Raw genomic sequence first — 15,305 nt, 5'->3', positions numbered from 1 at the left:
GTAGCCGGTCATGCCTGGTGCGCGGTTCACTCATCTGTGTTCTCCGGGTATAGGTGCGGCGGATGGCCGAAAGGCTGCAGGGAACACGTCGGGGGCACGGGCGCCGGTGCGTGGAGACGATGGCTCAACAGATTGACCGGCGGTCGAACCTAAAGTATTTAGGCTGGCGAGCCTACAGGACTCCCGATCGCTGTCAACACCATGAGCACCCACCTCGCGGCGAAGATCGAGACGTGGCCGCTACGACCCGAGATAGGCCGTCGCCCGAGGTCACTCACTCGACCTCGGGCCCGGCCCAGGCAGGCCGCGTACGCCCACCTCACGACGCCGGGCCAACGCGTCGACAGCGCGTTCGACACCGGTTGACCAGGTGGACTAAATCCTTTAGGTTGTCGGCGTCGGTCGCGCCGGCGTGTCGGGCGGGCCCATCAACATCGCACCGCGGGCTGACTTACCCCCGCGTTTCTTCTTCCTGGAAGGACTCCGCCATGCCTAGGCTGCGGGACAAGGTCGCTGTCATCACCGGGGCGGGATCAGGCCTGGGCCGGCAGGCGTCGCGCCTGTTCGCCGCCGAGGGCGCCAAGGTCGTCGTCATGGACATCCTCGGCGACCGTGCCGAGGAGACCGTCAAGTTAGTGACGGGTGACGGCGGCGTCGCCGTGGCGGTGCAGGCGGACACCACCCAGGAGGACGACGTCGCGCGCACGGTGGAAACCGCGCTGAGCGAGTTCGGCAAGCTCGACATCATGTGGGCGAACGCGGGCATCGTCTCGCGCGGTGGCGTCCCGTCCGTCCTGGGCGGCGAACAGCTCGCCTTCCAGGACTTCCCGCTGGAGGACTTCCACAAGGTCGTCGGCGTCAACCTCGTCGGGCCGTTCCTGTGCGCCAAGCACGCGGTGGGGCCGATGCGCGCGAACGGCGGCGGCGTCATCCTCATGACGTCCTCGGCGGCGTCGCTGGCGGCCTACCACAGCATTTCCCCGTACATGGCGACGAAGGCCGGCGTCAACGGTCTCGTGCGCGGCCTGTCGCTCGACCTCGGCAAGTTCGGGATCCGGGTCAACGCCCTCGCTCCCACCCACGGCATGTCACCGAACTTCCTCATGGAGCAGGGCACACCCGTCGTCGGCCAGTCCTACGAGGAGGTCGCGGGCCCGTGGGACCCGAAGGTCTCGCCGATCCCGCTGAAGCTCAACCGGCCGCCGTCCCTGCTCGACAACGCCCACGCCGCGTTGTTCCTGGTCTCCGACGAGTCCGCCTACGTCTCCGGCGTGATCCTGCCGGCCACCGACGGCGGCACCCTCTCGCGCGTCGCCATGCAGTTCCCGGAGGACCTGCCCGAGTCGTCGGTCTGACGAGGGCGCGTTCCGCGCACACCTCACCCTCACCTCGTCGTAGCAGGCAAGGACAGGAGCGACGCTGACATGACGACAATTCCCGCCGCGGTCCCGGACAGACTGCGGGTGGACTTCGACATCTACGACCCGGCGCTGGCCGCCCCGGTCGACGTCATGCAGGAGACGATGGCCGGCCTCGCGGCGCGCGGACCCGTGGTCTGGTCCAGCGCGTACGGCGGGCACTGGGTCGTCACCGGTTACGCCGAGGCGCACAGCGTGCTGCGCGACCACGAGACCTTCTCCAGCTGGCCCAACAACCTGGTGCTCCGGGACGCGGGTGTCCCGATGATCCCGCTCGAGATCGATCCGCCGGACCACACGGCGTTCCGGCACGCGCTCCAGCCGCTGTTCGCCCCGACCCGGATGCGCGCACTCGAGGACCAGATCCGCACGATCGCCGGTGACCTGATCGACGGCTTCGCCTCCAGTGGCGGAGCCGAGTTCGTCGCCCAGTTCGCCCACGAACTGCCGACCCGCGTGTTCCTCGCGCTGATGGGCTGGCCGCTCGATGACGCCCCGATGTTCACCACGGCCACCGACGCCATCCTGCTCGGCGTGCCCGGCGGAACCGAGGAGGAGTCGAACGCGGCCAGACTGCAGGCGCAACAGCAGCTCTTCGGCTACTTCGCCAACGTCGTCGCGACCAGACGGGGTGGCAGCAGTCCCGACAGCGACGTCACGGCCGCGATCATCGAGACGCCCGTGCCCTTCGCCGACGGGCCCAGGCAGCTCACCGACGCCGAGCTGTGCAACATGTTCTTCCTTCTGCTCGTCGCCGGGCTGCACACCGTCCAGGGCTCGCTGGCCTGGAGCCTCGTGCACCTGGCCGCCAACCCCGACCAGCGACAGCGCCTCCTCGACGACCCGAGTCTCCTCAAGGGAGCCGTCGAGGAGCTGCTGCGGATCGAGGCCGCCGTGGCGATGGGCCGGCGGGTGACCCGTGACACCTCGCTCTCCGACGTGGAGCTCAAGGCCGGTGACCAGGTGCTCGTCCTGCTCGCCGCGGCCAACCGGGACGAACACGAGTTCGACGAGCCCGTCGAGGTGCGCATCGACCGGTCGCCCAACCGGCATCTTTCCTTCGGCGTGGGGGTCCATCGCTGCCTCGGGTCGCACCTTGCTCGCATCGAGCTCCAGGTCGCGCTGGAGGAGCTTCTGCGCCGGATTCCGGACTACCGCCTCGACCCTGACCGACCGGTTGTCTCGCACGGCAGCCAGGTTCGCGGCGTCGTCCAGCTGCCGATCCTCTTCACTCCCGAGCCAGCTCTCGCGGCCACCACGTCCTGAACCTCGCTGCCGACGTCGCGCCGGAGACGTACCAGTCTCCGGCGCGACGTTCGCGCGGGCGGAAACGTCGCAAACGCAGGCCTCGCCGGGTCAGCCTCCAGCAGGGGCGGCACCTTCACCACCCAACCCGTGGCACGACCGGTTCACGCCGGCGGGGCCAGGTGGTGGGGCGGTGCCGTCCCTGACTGGAGGCGCGACTATCGCCTCTTGGCGAGGCCGAGTTTCGCCTTGACCTGCTGGGCGTAGAGGTCGACGTAGATCTGGTCCGAGAGCGCTCCGATCGCCTTCATGATCTCGTCGGTGCGGGCTCGGTACTCGCGCATGTCCATCGGGTCGCCGCCGCGGGTGCCCAGGTCGAGCGGCGGCCCGATGCGGACCTCGACACGCCCGCGGCGTGGCAGCCGCCGGCCGGGCGGCAGCACGTGGGACGTGTCGATCATCGCGACGGGTATCACCGGTGCCGGGGCCGTCGCGGCGACGCGGGCGACACCGGTCTTGCCGCGGTAGAGCCGTCCGTCGGGCGAGCGGGTGCCCTCGGGGTAGATCCCGACCAGCTCACCCTGCCGGAGCAGGCCGATCGCCTGCCGGATGCCTTCGGACGCACGCCTCTCGTTGTTGCGGTCGATCGAGATCTGACCGGAGGCGGTGAAGAAGGCTCGTTTGACGCTGCCTCGGAGGCCAGGTGTCGTGAAGTACTCGCTCTTGGCGAGAAAGGTGACGCGACGCCGCAGCACGAGAGCCAGGAAAGGCGAATCCAGGAAGGACAGATGATTGCTGGCCAGGATCGCTCCACCCTGCGGGGGTATGTTGTGCAGGCCGTAGACCCGCGGCCTGCCCAGGAACCTCAGAACAGGGCCGATCAGGATTCTCAGGAGCCGATAGAAGATCCGGTAACGGAGCCCGTCGCGGGACAGGCCGGGATCTTCGGTCGACGCTAAGGGCAGTCGGTCCGCCGTGCCACTAGGCCGAACTTCGCGCGCGCTGTCTTCCATCCTGTCGGTCGGCTGGTCGGTTGGCATTCTGTTGTCTCCTCATCTCGGATCCCCCTCCAGGACGATTCGTGGAACCCCGTTCGCGTGGCGCCGCCGAGCGCGCGGGCTCAGCCCAGTGGCACGGTCAGCTGGGACGGCTCGCCGTCCGGTGACCCGAACGCGACGGTCCCGCCGGCGCCGTCCAGGTCGTAGTAGAGGTCGTCCTTGGTGTCGATGACCAGCGACAGGCGGTGCCCGATCGCCACGTCACGCGCGACCGGATCGAAGGTGAGCGTCGCGGCCAGCGCGGTGCCGGGCTTGGCGTCGAGATAGGTGTAGACAGCCTTGCTGATCAGCGTCGAACTGCCGGTAGGACCGGTGTCGTAGAGATAGCCGACCACGGTCCCCGTGGCGAGGTTCGGGGTGACGTTGAGCCGCAAAGCAGGAATGCCGCGTAGGCGCTGCGGCCAGAAGTTCGGGGCGGACTGCCAGACCGCGCCGTCACGCCGGTCGACGGTGTCGAGTCGCAGGGCCGGTGGCAGATGGGTGATTCCCTGAAGGGCCTTGGTGACCAGGATCGTTCCGGCGTTCGCGGTGGTGTCCGTGCCGGACCTGATCGTGGTCGACCAGGCTCCGGTGGCGGCCGTGGGCGACAGCTCGCCGGTTCCCAGGAAGGCGGGGCCGAGGCGCAGCGTGCTCGTCGACCGGGTCACGGCGGCCCAGTTCGGATAGGTCTCGACGGCTCCGTCGTCGGTCGTGAGCTGGACCGGTGCCGGCGCGGCGGCTGTCGCCGCGGGCGAGCCGGGACGCAGGTAGCGGTCGAACCAGTCCCAGGCCGCGGACCAGACCGAGTTCGGCAGCCCGAGGACGCCGCCGATCTCGTTGGTGCCGTGGTCGCCGGGGGCGAGCCGCAGTGTCTTCGGCCCGGTCAGCGCGGTGAAGAAGTCGATCTGCGGGTTGGGCGAGAAGTAGTTGTCGCCGTACGCGGCCGCCATGAAGATCGCGGGGTGGTGCTCGTTGACCGCGTCGAGGTAGGTGCCCGCGCCGCGGATCCTCGCCCAGGCGAGCACGGCCGGCATGTTCCGGAAGGCGGAGTAGTCGTCGAGGAAGGTGGTGAACTCCGTGCCGCTGCGGCCGCCGGTGAGCTGCTGGGTCGTGGTCAGGAGGTTCACCGCTGCCTTGTGGCGGGTGTTCGCGGCATAGAGGGAGTACCCGAAGTCCGTCCATCCGCTCAGGGAGCCGACGGCCTTGATCCTCGGATCGGCGGCGGAGGCGAGAAGCGCGATGCCCGCGCCGTAGGACAGGCCGGCGACGCCGATGCGCCCCGGGTCCGCCGGGGTGTGCCCGAGCGCCCAGGTGATGACGTCGGAGACGTCCGAGACGTCAAGGGGGCCCGCCACGTCGACGGTCCCGCCCGAGCCGAAGAATCCCCGGGTGTTGTAGGTGACCACGACGTAACCGCGCTTGGACAACGCCTCGGCCTCGGACTCGAACGTCGTGTCCTGAAATCCCCAGGCGGCGGGGATCACCGCGAGCGGATGAGCACCGGACCCCGGCGGCGTGACGACGTTGCCGGTCAGCGCCGTACCGTCCCGGGCGGTGATCTTCAGTGGGGCGGGCGTACCGCTGGGGGTCGCGGGGGTCGGTGTGGTGGCCTGCGGCGAGCCGGCTCCGGCTGGGCCGGCGGCCGGGTTCACGACCGGCGACGGTTCGGCGGCCGGCGCGGTCTGGCCGGAGGCGGCGTCATCGCCGGGCTGCGCGCCGGCGGTGGGGCCACAGGCCGCGACCGCCGCCGTCGCGGCGAGCAGGACGAGCGCCGTCCGCCAGCGGCCGGCCGAGCCCTCTTTCCCAGACATCGGGTGAGACAACATGACTCGCGAAGCTAAGACATGGCCGTATACCCGCATTACCCCCGGATTAGGGCCAAATCGAGCAAATCGGGGCAGACAGCCCGTTCGCGGCGGCGTCGCTGGCGATCATCGGGCGGCCTCGGCACCGCGCGGACCGCGGGCACGGCCCGGCAGCGGGTAGCGCCGGTGCCAGCGCGCGGCACGGCGCCACCAGATCTCGCGCCAGCCCGGACGAAGATCTGTCCGGCCCATTCACCGTCCAGGATCGACGTGGCGCGCGCGGCCCGAGGAGGCCCAGATCGCGCGACGAGCTCCACGGCCCTGTCGTCGGGTGAACAGTACGAGCCCGGGGCGCCAGCCGAACACCAGCGGGAGCCTGCCGGGGCGAGAGTGCTCTGCGTACCAACTGTTATTTTACCCCGCCCACTTCCCGGAGCGGCCTGGGCGCCGTGGGCGGGAACGTCGACGGCCCGGTCGGGGCTAATACGCGGGCGCTTGCGGTGAAGCATCGATGAAGTTCACCCTTTCGGGGGTTTCGGTTGCCCTGGAGCCGACCGTGGCCGTACCCTGACCCCTGGGAGGCGTTGATCAGGTTCAGTCGGAAATGACCTGGTCGCACAACTTCGGACGGCCGGCTTCGGGCGCACCGTTGGAGCGTGGTCGGCGCATGGAGCAGCCGTCCGCTCGAACAACTGAAAAATGTTGCTGACAATCTCGCGGACGCCGTCGACAAAACGTCGGCGACCGCCCGCTTGGCCACTGGGGACGGCCGTGCGGGCCACCTTCCATTCGGTTTCCGCGAGACCAGGTATGTGCGCGTGGGCGGGTTCTGGCGACCGTCCGCGCGGAGGCGAAGCCACAGGCCGGCGGTGCCTGGCGGAACGTGTGTCTCGTTCCGCTCGGATCCAGCGCTCAGGCCGCCGATATCCCGTGTACCGCTGCAGCGGGATCGTCGAGGAGGACGAATCATGCCAGAACCATGCGCCGACAATGTCGCCGACGAGTTTCTCACCAAGGTCGCGTCCCGGCTGCGCGACCGTACCGGCGCCGATCTCACCCTTGCCGGCCAGGTGCATCCGCGGACCAAGACGCTGACCATCCGCAGCGTCGACGGCGCGCGGACCGACGCCTGCCTGGGCATGACCGTGCCAGCCGGGCGGGGCACCGGCGGCCGGGCCGTCACGCTTGGCCGGTACGTGCTGGCTGACTATGGCGGCGCGCCGGTCGGGGGTTCCCGCGCCCGGCGGCGGGCCAGCTGCCAGGAGCACGTCCGCTCCGTGCTCGCCATGCCGCTGCGGCTGGACGGCCGTGTGCTGTATGTCCTGTACCTGGCAGGGCGGTCCGACAAGCCGATCGGCACCTCGACGACGAGGTCCGCGCTGTCGTTCGTCCGGCAGCTGGAGTCCTTCGTGGCCCAGGCCGCGCGGGCACACAAGATCGACGCGCCGCGGCGGTGGCAGGTCGACGAAGGGGCGCTCATGCGGATCGACAGCGAGCTGGTGGCGCTGTCCCTGGAGATGGCCTCGCCGGCGGCCAAGGCTCGGATCGCCGCCATCCGCGACCTGATCGAGAGCAGCGTGCTCGAGGCCGTGCCGGCTCAGGAGGCGGGGTACGCCCTCACGCAGCGCGAACTGGAGGTACTGGGACTGGTGGCCGAAGGCCTGTCCAACGCGGAGGCCGCGCAGCGGCTCGTCGTCAGCCCGGAGACGGTCAAGGCCTACCTGCGCAGCATTCGCAGCAAGCTCGGAGTCAGCAACCGGACCGCGGCCGTCACCGTGGCCCGCCGGTCCGGCCTGCTCCAGTGACCTCGCGGACGGCCGCCGATAAAGGGGGAATTCAGCCCATAGCTGGCAAATAGTAAAAGTCCCTCAATCGGGGGTACCGAGCGGGGATTGGCGTCCCTAGTTTGGGCTGATGCCGGAGTTACCCCTGGCAACCTCGCGCAGGTCTGCCCCGCCACGAGTACGCACGACAGGCGCCGATCTCCGGCCTCGGCGGGGCCCCGCCACCGACCAGTCGCGTGTGCCGCTGCCCCCGCCGCGCCCGTCGGTGTTCGACCTGCTGGCCGACCTGGCGATCACCCGCGGGCGGCGCGTGCTGGGTGTCGCGGCACTGCTGGGCGCGCTCGCCCTGCCCTGGGCCGCCGGCGTCTTCGGCGGCCTGGGGACGGGTGGCCTCTACGCGCCGAACAGCTCGGCGGCGCGGGCCGAGCGGCTGCTGGACGACGACTTCCCCGGCGCGCCGCCGAACATCGCCGTCGAGATCGTCGCGAGGTCCTCGATCGACGAGGCGACGCCCGCCGGTCTGGGCCGGGAGCTGTCCGAACAGCTGGCCCACGAGCCGGGCGTCGCCGGACTCGTCTCGTACTGGACGACCAACGGCGCGCAACCGCTGCTGCGGGCCAAGGACGGCGACTCCGGCCTGATCCTGTTCCGCCTCGGCGGCAGCGAGGACGAGATCCAGCGCCGCCTGTCCCAGCTCCACGACAAGTACGCCTACACGGGGCCCGGCGTTCAGGTCCGGTTCGGCGGGGCCCCGGCCGTGCTGCGCGATGTGACCGAGCACAGCCGCCGCGACCTGCAACGGGCGGAGCTGGTGACCGCGCCGCTGGTCTTCCTCGTGCTGCTGGCCGCCTTCGGCGGAGTCGTCCCGGCGATGCTGCCCGTTCTGGTGGGTGGCAGCACCGTCATCGCGAGCCTGGCGCTGCTGCGCCTGATGGCCAGGCTGACCTACATCTCGGTGTTCTCGGTCAATCTGATCACGGCGCTCGGCTTCGCGCTCGCGGTCGACTACAGCCTGTTCATCCTCAGACGGTTCCGGGAGGAGCGCGACCGCGGTCAGCCTGACGCCGCCGCGCTGCGGACGAGCCTGCGTACCGCTGGTCGCACCGTGCTGTTCTCCGGCCTCACGGTCGCGTTGTCGCTGACCGGCGCGCTCCTGCTTCCGCTGCCCTACCTGCGTTCCTATGCGTACGCCGGCGTCGGCGTCGTCCTGGCGTCCGAGCTCGCGGCACTGCTGTTGCTGCCCGCGGCCATCATGCTGCTCGGGCGCCGCCTCGACCGCGGACGGCGCCGCTCCCCCGGTGGCGGCGGCTGGGCCACCGGCGAGCAGGGGGGCGCGCACCGCCCCCGGTTCGGCGTCGGGCCCGCGGGTGGCACCGCCGGCGCGCGCTGGTCCGCGCTCGCCGAGAAGGTGATGGCCCGGCCGGTTCTCGTGGCGTGTGCCGCGATCGGATTCATGCTGCTGCTGGCGGCGCCGACGCTTCAGCTGAAGGTCGCACTCGCCGACGACACGATTCTCCCGGCGACCGCGGAGTCCCACGAGGTCGCCGACGCGCTGCGCACCGACTACCCGGTCTGCCTTCCGTGCCAGATACCGGTCGTCGTCCCGGGCGTCGACGCGCGGGAGAAGCCGGTCGCGGACCGGCTCGCCGCGTACGCCCGGGCGCTGTCGACCGTGCCGGGCGTGGCCCGGGTCGACACCGCGTCGGGCAGCTACGCCGCCGGGAGCCAGATCGCCCCGGCGCCCCCCGACGGCGGCGCCTTCCTCGGCTCGCACGGCGGGGCCTGGCTGTCGCTGTGGCCCTCGGACCCCGAACCCGTGTCGGACTCGGCCCGCGACATGGTCCGGCGCGTCTGGGCGTTGCCCGCCCCCTACTCCGTCGACGTCGGCGGGCTGGCACCCCATCTGCTCGAGTCCAGGGACGCCGTCGTGCACAGCCTGCCGGGCGCCGTCGCCGTGGTCGTGGCCGCCACGTTCGTTCTGCTGTTCCTGTTCACCGGGAGCGTGCTGCTGCCGCTGAAGGCGCTCGCGCTGAACGCCCTCAACATGGCAGCGGTGCTGGGCACGATGGTCCTGATCTTCCAGGACGGGCACCTGCGCTGGCTGTTCGGCGACTTCGAGGTCTCCGGCACGATCGAGCTGACCACCCCGGTCCTCATCTTCTGCATCGCGTTCGGGCTCAGCATGGACTACGAGGTCTTCCTCCTGGCCCGCATCCGGGAGGAGTACCTGCGCGGCGGCGACAACCGCGCGGCCGTCGCCCGCGGCCTCGGCGCCACCGGGCCGCTCCTGAGCTATGCGGGGCTCGCCGTCATCGTCGTCATGGTCGGGGTGGCGACGTCCCAGATCAGCATCGTCACGATGGTCGGCGTCGGGATGGCCCTGGCCGTGTTCCTGGACATCACCATCGTGCGCGCGCTCCTCGTGCCGGCGATCATGGCGCTGGCCGGCGGTCTCAACTGGTGGGCACCGGCGCCGCTTCGACGGCTGCACGCGCGCTTCGGGGCACGGGAGGACTCGGGGCAGGCACCCGCCGTGATCGACGCTCAGCCGCCGCGGGCCGTCGTCGCGCGGCCACGGCCCAGGTCCGTGCGAGCCCCGAGCCTCTGGGCGGTGCCGCCCGGCCAGGCCAGCGGCGGGTGGCCCGTCGTCGAGTCAAGGACGACGGTCCCGATCCGGCACGGCCAGCGGCGGTACCTGCGCCTTCTGGGGCGAGCGGACGACTCCTGCCATCCGGCCACCCGCCTCGACGACGGCACGCTCCCCTACGCCGATCGCGAGCACGAAACGGGTGCGGCGTCGGAGGTCGGCCGGTGGCAGTGAGCGCGGCCGGCCACGAGCGCTCACGGGCCCGCCGGCGTGAACACGACCGGGAGGTCCATCAGGCTGCGCAGCCACAGCGACGGACGCCAGAGGAGCTGCTCGATCGGTAGCGCGAGCTCGACGTCGGGAAGGCGGTCGAGCAGAACCTGGACCGCGGTCTCCGCGATGGCCTCGCCGATCTCCTGACCTGCCAGCGGGCACCGATGCTCGCCGTAGCCGTACGCCAGGTGTGCCTGGTTGCGATGGATGATCTCCCTGCCCGGGCGGATCTTCGGGTCGGTGTTGGCCGCCGCGATGCTCAACAGCAGGAGATCCCCCGCTTCGAGGAAGTACTGCCCGAGCATCCGCCGCCCCACCGTCCACCGGCCGGTGAGGGTCGCCCCGGGCGGGTCCTCCCAGAGCACCTCGGCCATGGCCTCGCCGACGCTGCGCCGCCCACCGAGGATCGTCGTCGCGAACCGCGCATCACCGAGCATCAGGCGCAGCGTGTTGCCGATCCAGGCGGAGGTGGCCTGGTGCACGATGGCGAAGACGGTCTGCAGCTCCTCCAGCAGCTCGCCGTCGCCCAGGCGCACCGGGTGGGCGACCAGCCGCGAGAGCACGTCGAACCGCGGATGTTCGCGCCGGGCGGTCACCTGCGCCTGCAGTCCGGCGCGCAGCCGCAGGTTCGCCGCGACGGCGTCCGGGCCACCGTTGACGACGACGGCGAGGTCGGCCACGATCGCCGCGCTGTCCACGGGCGGGATGCCGAGCAGAGCGGTCGTCACCCGCAGGGGAAGCAACTCGGCGTATTCGGCGATCAGGTCGGCCTTGCCCTGGTCGGCGAAGGCGTCGATCAGTGCGTCGGCGACCCGTTCGCTGGCGGTCCGCAGCTCGAACGGGTCGACCGATCCGAGCCCGTCGGCCAGCACGGACACCCTGCGGTGGTGTTCGTCCCCGGTGAGGAACCAGGCGGTGTTCCGCTTCGTGATCATCGGGATCAGCGGCCAGTCCGCCGGAATCAGGTCCCAGCTGTTCCACGCGGCAGAGTCCCGGGTGTAGTGCGCCGGGTTCTCGAGAACCTGGCCGAACTCCCGGTAGTCGAGCACCAGCCAAGCCGGCACGGCACCGTCGACGAGTACCGGCGCCACCGGTCCGTGCTCCGACCGTAATCGCCAGTAGACCGCGGCTGGGTCGCGATGGAACTCCTCGCCGTAGAGCCGGATCGCGCCACTGGCATGCGCTGGGTAACGCCGCGCCCACTCCGGGGCGGGTTCCCCCTCCGACAGACCAATCCTCGCCACGATCGGCTCCTCACCTCGTCCGCCGCGAACTGTTCCATGTGCTATCAGTTCGCCGACGTAGAGGTCGCGGCCAGGTGGCCGTGGAGCGGCCTACTCCGTGCGGGAGATTCGGATCGGCACGGTCACGCGCTCGACACCGTCGTGTACGGCGGTCGCCGGGGTCGGCGCCCCGCCGACGAGCGACTGCGTCCAGTCGAGCTCCGCCACCGACCGGCGCCGGTCGGGCGTGCCGACCCGTTCTCCCGCGGCGGCGGGCGCCGATCGGCGGTCGAGCAGGTGCAGGAGGGCGGGCAGCAGCGTCGCCCGCAGCAGGAACGCGTCGATGGCGACGCCGGCGGCGAGGCCGCAGCCAACCACCTTCATCATCCGGGCCGGCTGCGCGGCGACGGCCGCGAACAGGAACAGCATCACCAGGTTCATGGTGAGCATGACGTGGCCGACGTCCGCGTGGCCGAGCCGGACGGGCCCGGTGGCGCCACGGCGGCCACGAGCCCTTCCCTTCGAGTCCCGCGGGCCGGCGGGCTCCAGCAGCCGGACGAGCAGGCTGAAGTTCAGCCCGGGCAGCAGGCCGAACACGGCGACCAGGACGATCACCAGCAGCGACGGTTCGACCGGCCCTGTGGCGAGTCCGAGCGCGCGGGTGACCAGGCTGGTCTGGAACAGCAGGGCGAGCACGCCGGCCGCGGCGAGAATCGACAGCGCGCTCGCCAGCGCGAGGGCGGCGGCCAGTGTCGCCGATCTCAGCATCAGGTACGCGCAGCCCAGCAGAGCCAGCAGGACGATCGCGAGGAACCCGGTCGTCGCGCCCTGGAAGCTCGCCGCCATGTCGGCGAACAGGGCGGTGGACCCGCCGACGTAGGCCCGCGAGCCGGTCCCGGCCAGCGCCCGCGGGATCACCTGCTCGCGCAGCCGGCTCAACAGGGCGGTGGCGGCCGGCGAGCGCGGCCCGACCGCGGGGAAGACGCGGATCATGGCTACGCCCGCCTTGGCGTTGTTCACGTTCACCGCCGCCCGCTCGACCCCGGGAGTTCGGCCGAGCGTGGCGACGAGCGCGTCCGGGGAGACGGCCGTGGCGGCGGGGCCGAGTTCGACGGCGACGATCATCGGCCCGTTCAGCCCGGGAAAGAAGTCGGCGCTGAGCAGGTCGTAGGCGCGCCGGGTGGACGACGACGTCGACTCGGCGCCGTCGTCGGCGCCGCCAAGCTTGAGGGTCACCGCCGGGGCGGCGAGCACCACCAGCAGCAGGCCGGCGGCGCAGGCCGCGACCAGGGGCCGGCGGTGCACCAGGCCGGCCCACCTCGCCCGCAGCCCGGGCGGATGGCTCAGGCCGCGTCCGCTGGTGGTCAGGTGCTGGCGTTCCGTCCAGCCGAGCAGCCGTGGGCCGCAGATCGCCAACAGTGCCGGCAGCAGGGTCAGGATCACCAGCCCGGTCGCCGTCCCCGCCGCGGCGGAGCCCAGCGCGACGCCGCTGAAGAACGGCAGTCCCAGGGCCACCACCGCGTCCATCGCCAGGGTGACGCACAGGCCGCCACACGCGATCGCGAAGCCGGTCTGCGCGGCGGCCCGCGTCACCGCCTCCAGGGGTGCCGCCCCCTCGCGCAGGCCGCTCTGGGCCCGGTGCACGACGACCACCGTGCCGCCCAGGCTGGTCCCGGCCGCGACGACGGCAGCGAGCAGCGGCGCGTAGAGGGTCATCGTCGTCACGTGCGAGAGCAGCGCGACGACGGCCAGCGCGGTCGCCGTGGCCACCGCGGTGGTCACCGCGCAGACGACGACCGCGCCGCGGGAACGCAGGGTGGCCGCGAGCAGCAGCAGAGCCGCCAGGAGCGCGCCGAGGATCGGCCACGGCGAGATGGCGGTGGCGTTGACCGCGGCCGCGTCCGGGCCGGCGACCTCGACCTGAAGGCTGGGCCCGTCGTAGGAACGCGCCGTGGAGACCAGTCGCTGCGCCGTGGCTCGGTCGGGGTGCAGCGCCGAGCCCTTCACGATCACCGACGCGACCGCGGTGTGCCGGTTCGCGCTCACCGGGTCGACGCCGAGGACGACCGCGCCGGCCGGGCTGAACGGATCGACGACGCCGGCGACCCGCGGCACCTTGCCGAGCTGCGCCACCAGCGCGGTGATCTGCGCCCGCACCAGCGGGTCGTCGACCGTTCCGTGCCGGGCGTGCAGCACCACCGTGTCGGTATCCGGTATCTCGGTCCCGCCCAGCGCGCGGCTGACGAGGTCGAGCGCACGCGCCGAGTCGCTGCCCGGGACGGCGACGTCGGTGTTGAACCGGGCGCCGTGCCCACGCACCAGGACAACGAGCATCACCAGGCAGATGGCCCACTGGCCGACGACCACCCAGTGATGCCGGGCGCATAACGCCGCGAGAAGCACCCGTCCAGTGGAGGTCACTCTGGTCTTTCGCCGCATTCGCGACAAACTAGCCGAACGGTGGGCTTCGAGCCAAGGAGGCCCCGTCCACGCCCGGCCGCACTACCCCGTTCGGGGGTGATCGGGCCTCAAGGAACAGGCTGACAACCGTCCTCGAAAGATTCTTTCTCCGATGGCGTCGCTCGGGGATTCTCGGCCGCGGCCGGTCCGGTAATTACGACCGGATTGATGCTCGGCCGATCGACCGGGCCCTGACGTATGACCTGCCGGCCCCCGCCCGAGCGGCGGAGATGATTCGCTCGGGGGAGCACCGTGGAGCGCAGGTCTCACTACCCCCGTTGGGGGGTAGTTCTCACCGCTCGGCCATCCTACTTTGTGACCACTACCTCCCTCTTTGTGCACATCGCCGTGGTCGGCCCGGCCGACGGCGTCCAGTCAGAAGGGTCATCACATGGCCGATCCTCCGTTATCGCGTCCGTCGTCCGAAGTGCACGGCGTCGCCGCGTGGACAGAGGACGGAGATGACGACGACAGGCGCTGAACCCGACGACGACCGCCTGCTTCGCCGCGCAGTCCTCGAGCTGCATTCCCAGCTGGGCGCGGATATGTCGTATGGCGGTCTGGTGGACCCGCGATCCGGCCACCTGACAATCAGATTCCTGCAGGGGAACCGCACCGACCGGCTGCACGGGCTGCTCATCCCCCCTGGTGTGGGTGTCGGCGGCCAGGTCCTGGCGCACGGCCGGCCCGTCATAGCGGATGTCCGCAGCAGCCGTAGACAGCCGGGCCGAAGCGACTGGGCCGGCACCGACGAGGGAATCCGGGCTGTCGCCGCCGTCCCCGTCCGCAGGGCCGGCGCGATCTGGGCGGTGATGTACGCGGCCACGCGGTCGAGAGATCAGATCGGATCAGCCGTCAGTGACACCTTCGTCGAGATGGCGCGCGCGTTCGAAAGATTCCTCGCCTACCACAGTGGCGGGGCCAGAGGGGACGCCGGCGGCGGCCCTTACGTCCGCCCACCCGCGCCAGCCCTGGAGACCCTCCTCCAGATCGAGGCGGAGCTGGAGGGGCTGACCGAACACGCCGGCGACCAGGCGGTGGTGCGGGACCGGGTCGCGTCCATCCGCCAGCTGTTACAGGCCTGCTATGGATACATGGGTGAGGCCACCGCCCGCGAAACCGCCTTCGGCCTGACGCCACGTGAACTCGAGGTGGTCCGGTTCATCGCCGAGGGCCACTCCAACGCGGAGGCCGCGAAACATCTCACGGTGAAACCAGAAACCGTGAAGTCCTATCTACGAAGCATCATGCAGAAGTTGGGCGTCCACAACCGCACCGCCGCCGTCAACGTGGCGCGCCGGGCCGGCCTGCTGCCATAGCCGGCGACCGGCTACCCGGCCCGGGACCCGAACCCGGTCCGCGCCGGAGCGGCCGCCCACCGCCCGGGCCTGATCAGAATCAGCTGCCGCCGCCGGCCAGTCGTTCTCGCGGGCGACGCCCGGCGGCCAGCTGAGGCCGGCGGAATCCCCCCCG

General features: G+C 71.2%; 9 protein-coding genes. 5 read left to right on the top strand and 4 right to left on the bottom strand.

Going from position 1 to position 15,305, the window contains the following annotated elements; translation table 11 throughout:
* Positions 1 to 488 precede the first annotated feature (488 nt).
* Positions 489 to 1,355, top strand: coding sequence for an SDR family NAD(P)-dependent oxidoreductase (locus tag FRAEUI1C_RS16790; protein ID WP_013424506.1), 867 nt, complete (start codon positions 489 to 491; stop codon positions 1,353 to 1,355).
* A gap of 69 nt (positions 1,356 to 1,424) precedes the next feature.
* The gene (locus FRAEUI1C_RS16785) at positions 1,425 to 2,684 is read left to right on the top strand and encodes a cytochrome P450 (RefSeq protein WP_013424505.1); all 1,260 of its coding nucleotides are present in this window, start codon (positions 1,425 to 1,427) and stop codon (positions 2,682 to 2,684) included.
* A gap of 197 nt (positions 2,685 to 2,881) precedes the next feature.
* Here the strand turns inward: FRAEUI1C_RS16785 and FRAEUI1C_RS16780 are convergent, their stop codons facing one another.
* A complete protein-coding gene (locus FRAEUI1C_RS16780; protein ID WP_013424504.1) occupies positions 2,882 to 3,703 on the bottom strand; it encodes a lysophospholipid acyltransferase family protein in 822 nt (273 codons plus the stop codon).
* 80 nt (positions 3,704 to 3,783) lie between these two features.
* Positions 3,784 to 5,511 carry a CocE/NonD family hydrolase gene (locus FRAEUI1C_RS16775; RefSeq protein WP_013424503.1) on the bottom strand — a complete coding sequence of 576 codons (1,728 nt, stop codon included), beginning with the start codon at positions 5,509 to 5,511 and terminating at the stop codon, positions 3,784 to 3,786.
* A gap of 962 nt (positions 5,512 to 6,473) precedes the next feature.
* On the opposite strand from FRAEUI1C_RS16775, the gene FRAEUI1C_RS16770 reads away from it, so the two are divergent.
* A complete protein-coding gene (locus tag FRAEUI1C_RS16770) occupies positions 6,474 to 7,310 on the top strand; it encodes a LuxR C-terminal-related transcriptional regulator (RefSeq protein WP_013424502.1) in 837 nt (278 codons plus the stop codon).
* 217 nt (positions 7,311 to 7,527) lie between these two features.
* Positions 7,528 to 10,110, top strand: a complete 2,583-nt coding sequence (locus FRAEUI1C_RS16765; protein ID WP_013424501.1) for an MMPL family transporter — start codon at positions 7,528 to 7,530, stop codon at positions 10,108 to 10,110.
* A gap of 20 nt (positions 10,111 to 10,130) precedes the next feature.
* On the opposite strand, the gene FRAEUI1C_RS16760 is transcribed toward FRAEUI1C_RS16765, so the two are convergent.
* Together FRAEUI1C_RS16760 and FRAEUI1C_RS16755 are read right to left on the bottom strand one after the other, a co-directional pair.
* Entirely contained in the window at positions 10,131 to 11,393 is a 1,263-nt protein-coding gene (locus tag FRAEUI1C_RS16760; protein ID WP_013424500.1) for a cytochrome P450 family protein, read from the bottom strand.
* A gap of 90 nt (positions 11,394 to 11,483) precedes the next feature.
* A complete protein-coding gene (locus FRAEUI1C_RS16755) occupies positions 11,484 to 13,793 on the bottom strand; it encodes an MMPL family transporter (RefSeq protein ID WP_232425458.1) in 2,310 nt (769 codons plus the stop codon).
* Between the two features lie 500 nt (positions 13,794 to 14,293).
* Here FRAEUI1C_RS16755 and FRAEUI1C_RS16750 point away from each other — a divergent pair, with 500 nt between their 5' ends.
* The gene (locus FRAEUI1C_RS16750; RefSeq protein ID WP_013424498.1) at positions 14,294 to 15,151 is read left to right on the top strand and encodes a helix-turn-helix transcriptional regulator; all 858 of its coding nucleotides are present in this window, start codon (positions 14,294 to 14,296) and stop codon (positions 15,149 to 15,151) included.
* Positions 15,152 to 15,305: the final 154 nt, after the last annotated feature.

Origin of the sequence: Pseudofrankia inefficax (assembly GCF_000166135.1) — a bacterium.
GTDB classification, from domain to species: Bacteria; Actinomycetota; Actinomycetes; order Frankiales; family Frankiaceae; genus Pseudofrankia; species Pseudofrankia inefficax.
This window is presented reverse-complemented; position numbering and strand designations above follow the sequence as displayed.

What these genes read in the sequence shown, in the direction of transcription:
- FRAEUI1C_RS16750 (WP_013424498.1), top strand. Translation starts at nt 14,294, where the DNA reads ATGACGACGACAGGCGCTGAACCCGACGACGACCGCCTGCTTCGCCGC.
- FRAEUI1C_RS16775 (WP_013424503.1), bottom strand. Translation starts at nt 5,511, where the DNA reads ATGTCTGGGAAAGAGGGCTCGGCCGGCCGCTGGCGGACGGCGCTCGTC.
- FRAEUI1C_RS16770 (WP_013424502.1), top strand. Translation starts at nt 6,474, where the DNA reads ATGCCAGAACCATGCGCCGACAATGTCGCCGACGAGTTTCTCACCAAG.
- FRAEUI1C_RS16785 (WP_013424505.1), top strand. Translation starts at nt 1,425, where the DNA reads ATGACGACAATTCCCGCCGCGGTCCCGGACAGACTGCGGGTGGACTTC.
- FRAEUI1C_RS16780 (WP_013424504.1), bottom strand. Translation starts at nt 3,703, where the DNA reads ATGCCAACCGACCAGCCGACCGACAGGATGGAAGACAGCGCGCGCGAA.
- FRAEUI1C_RS16790 (WP_013424506.1), top strand. Translation starts at nt 489, where the DNA reads ATGCCTAGGCTGCGGGACAAGGTCGCTGTCATCACCGGGGCGGGATCA.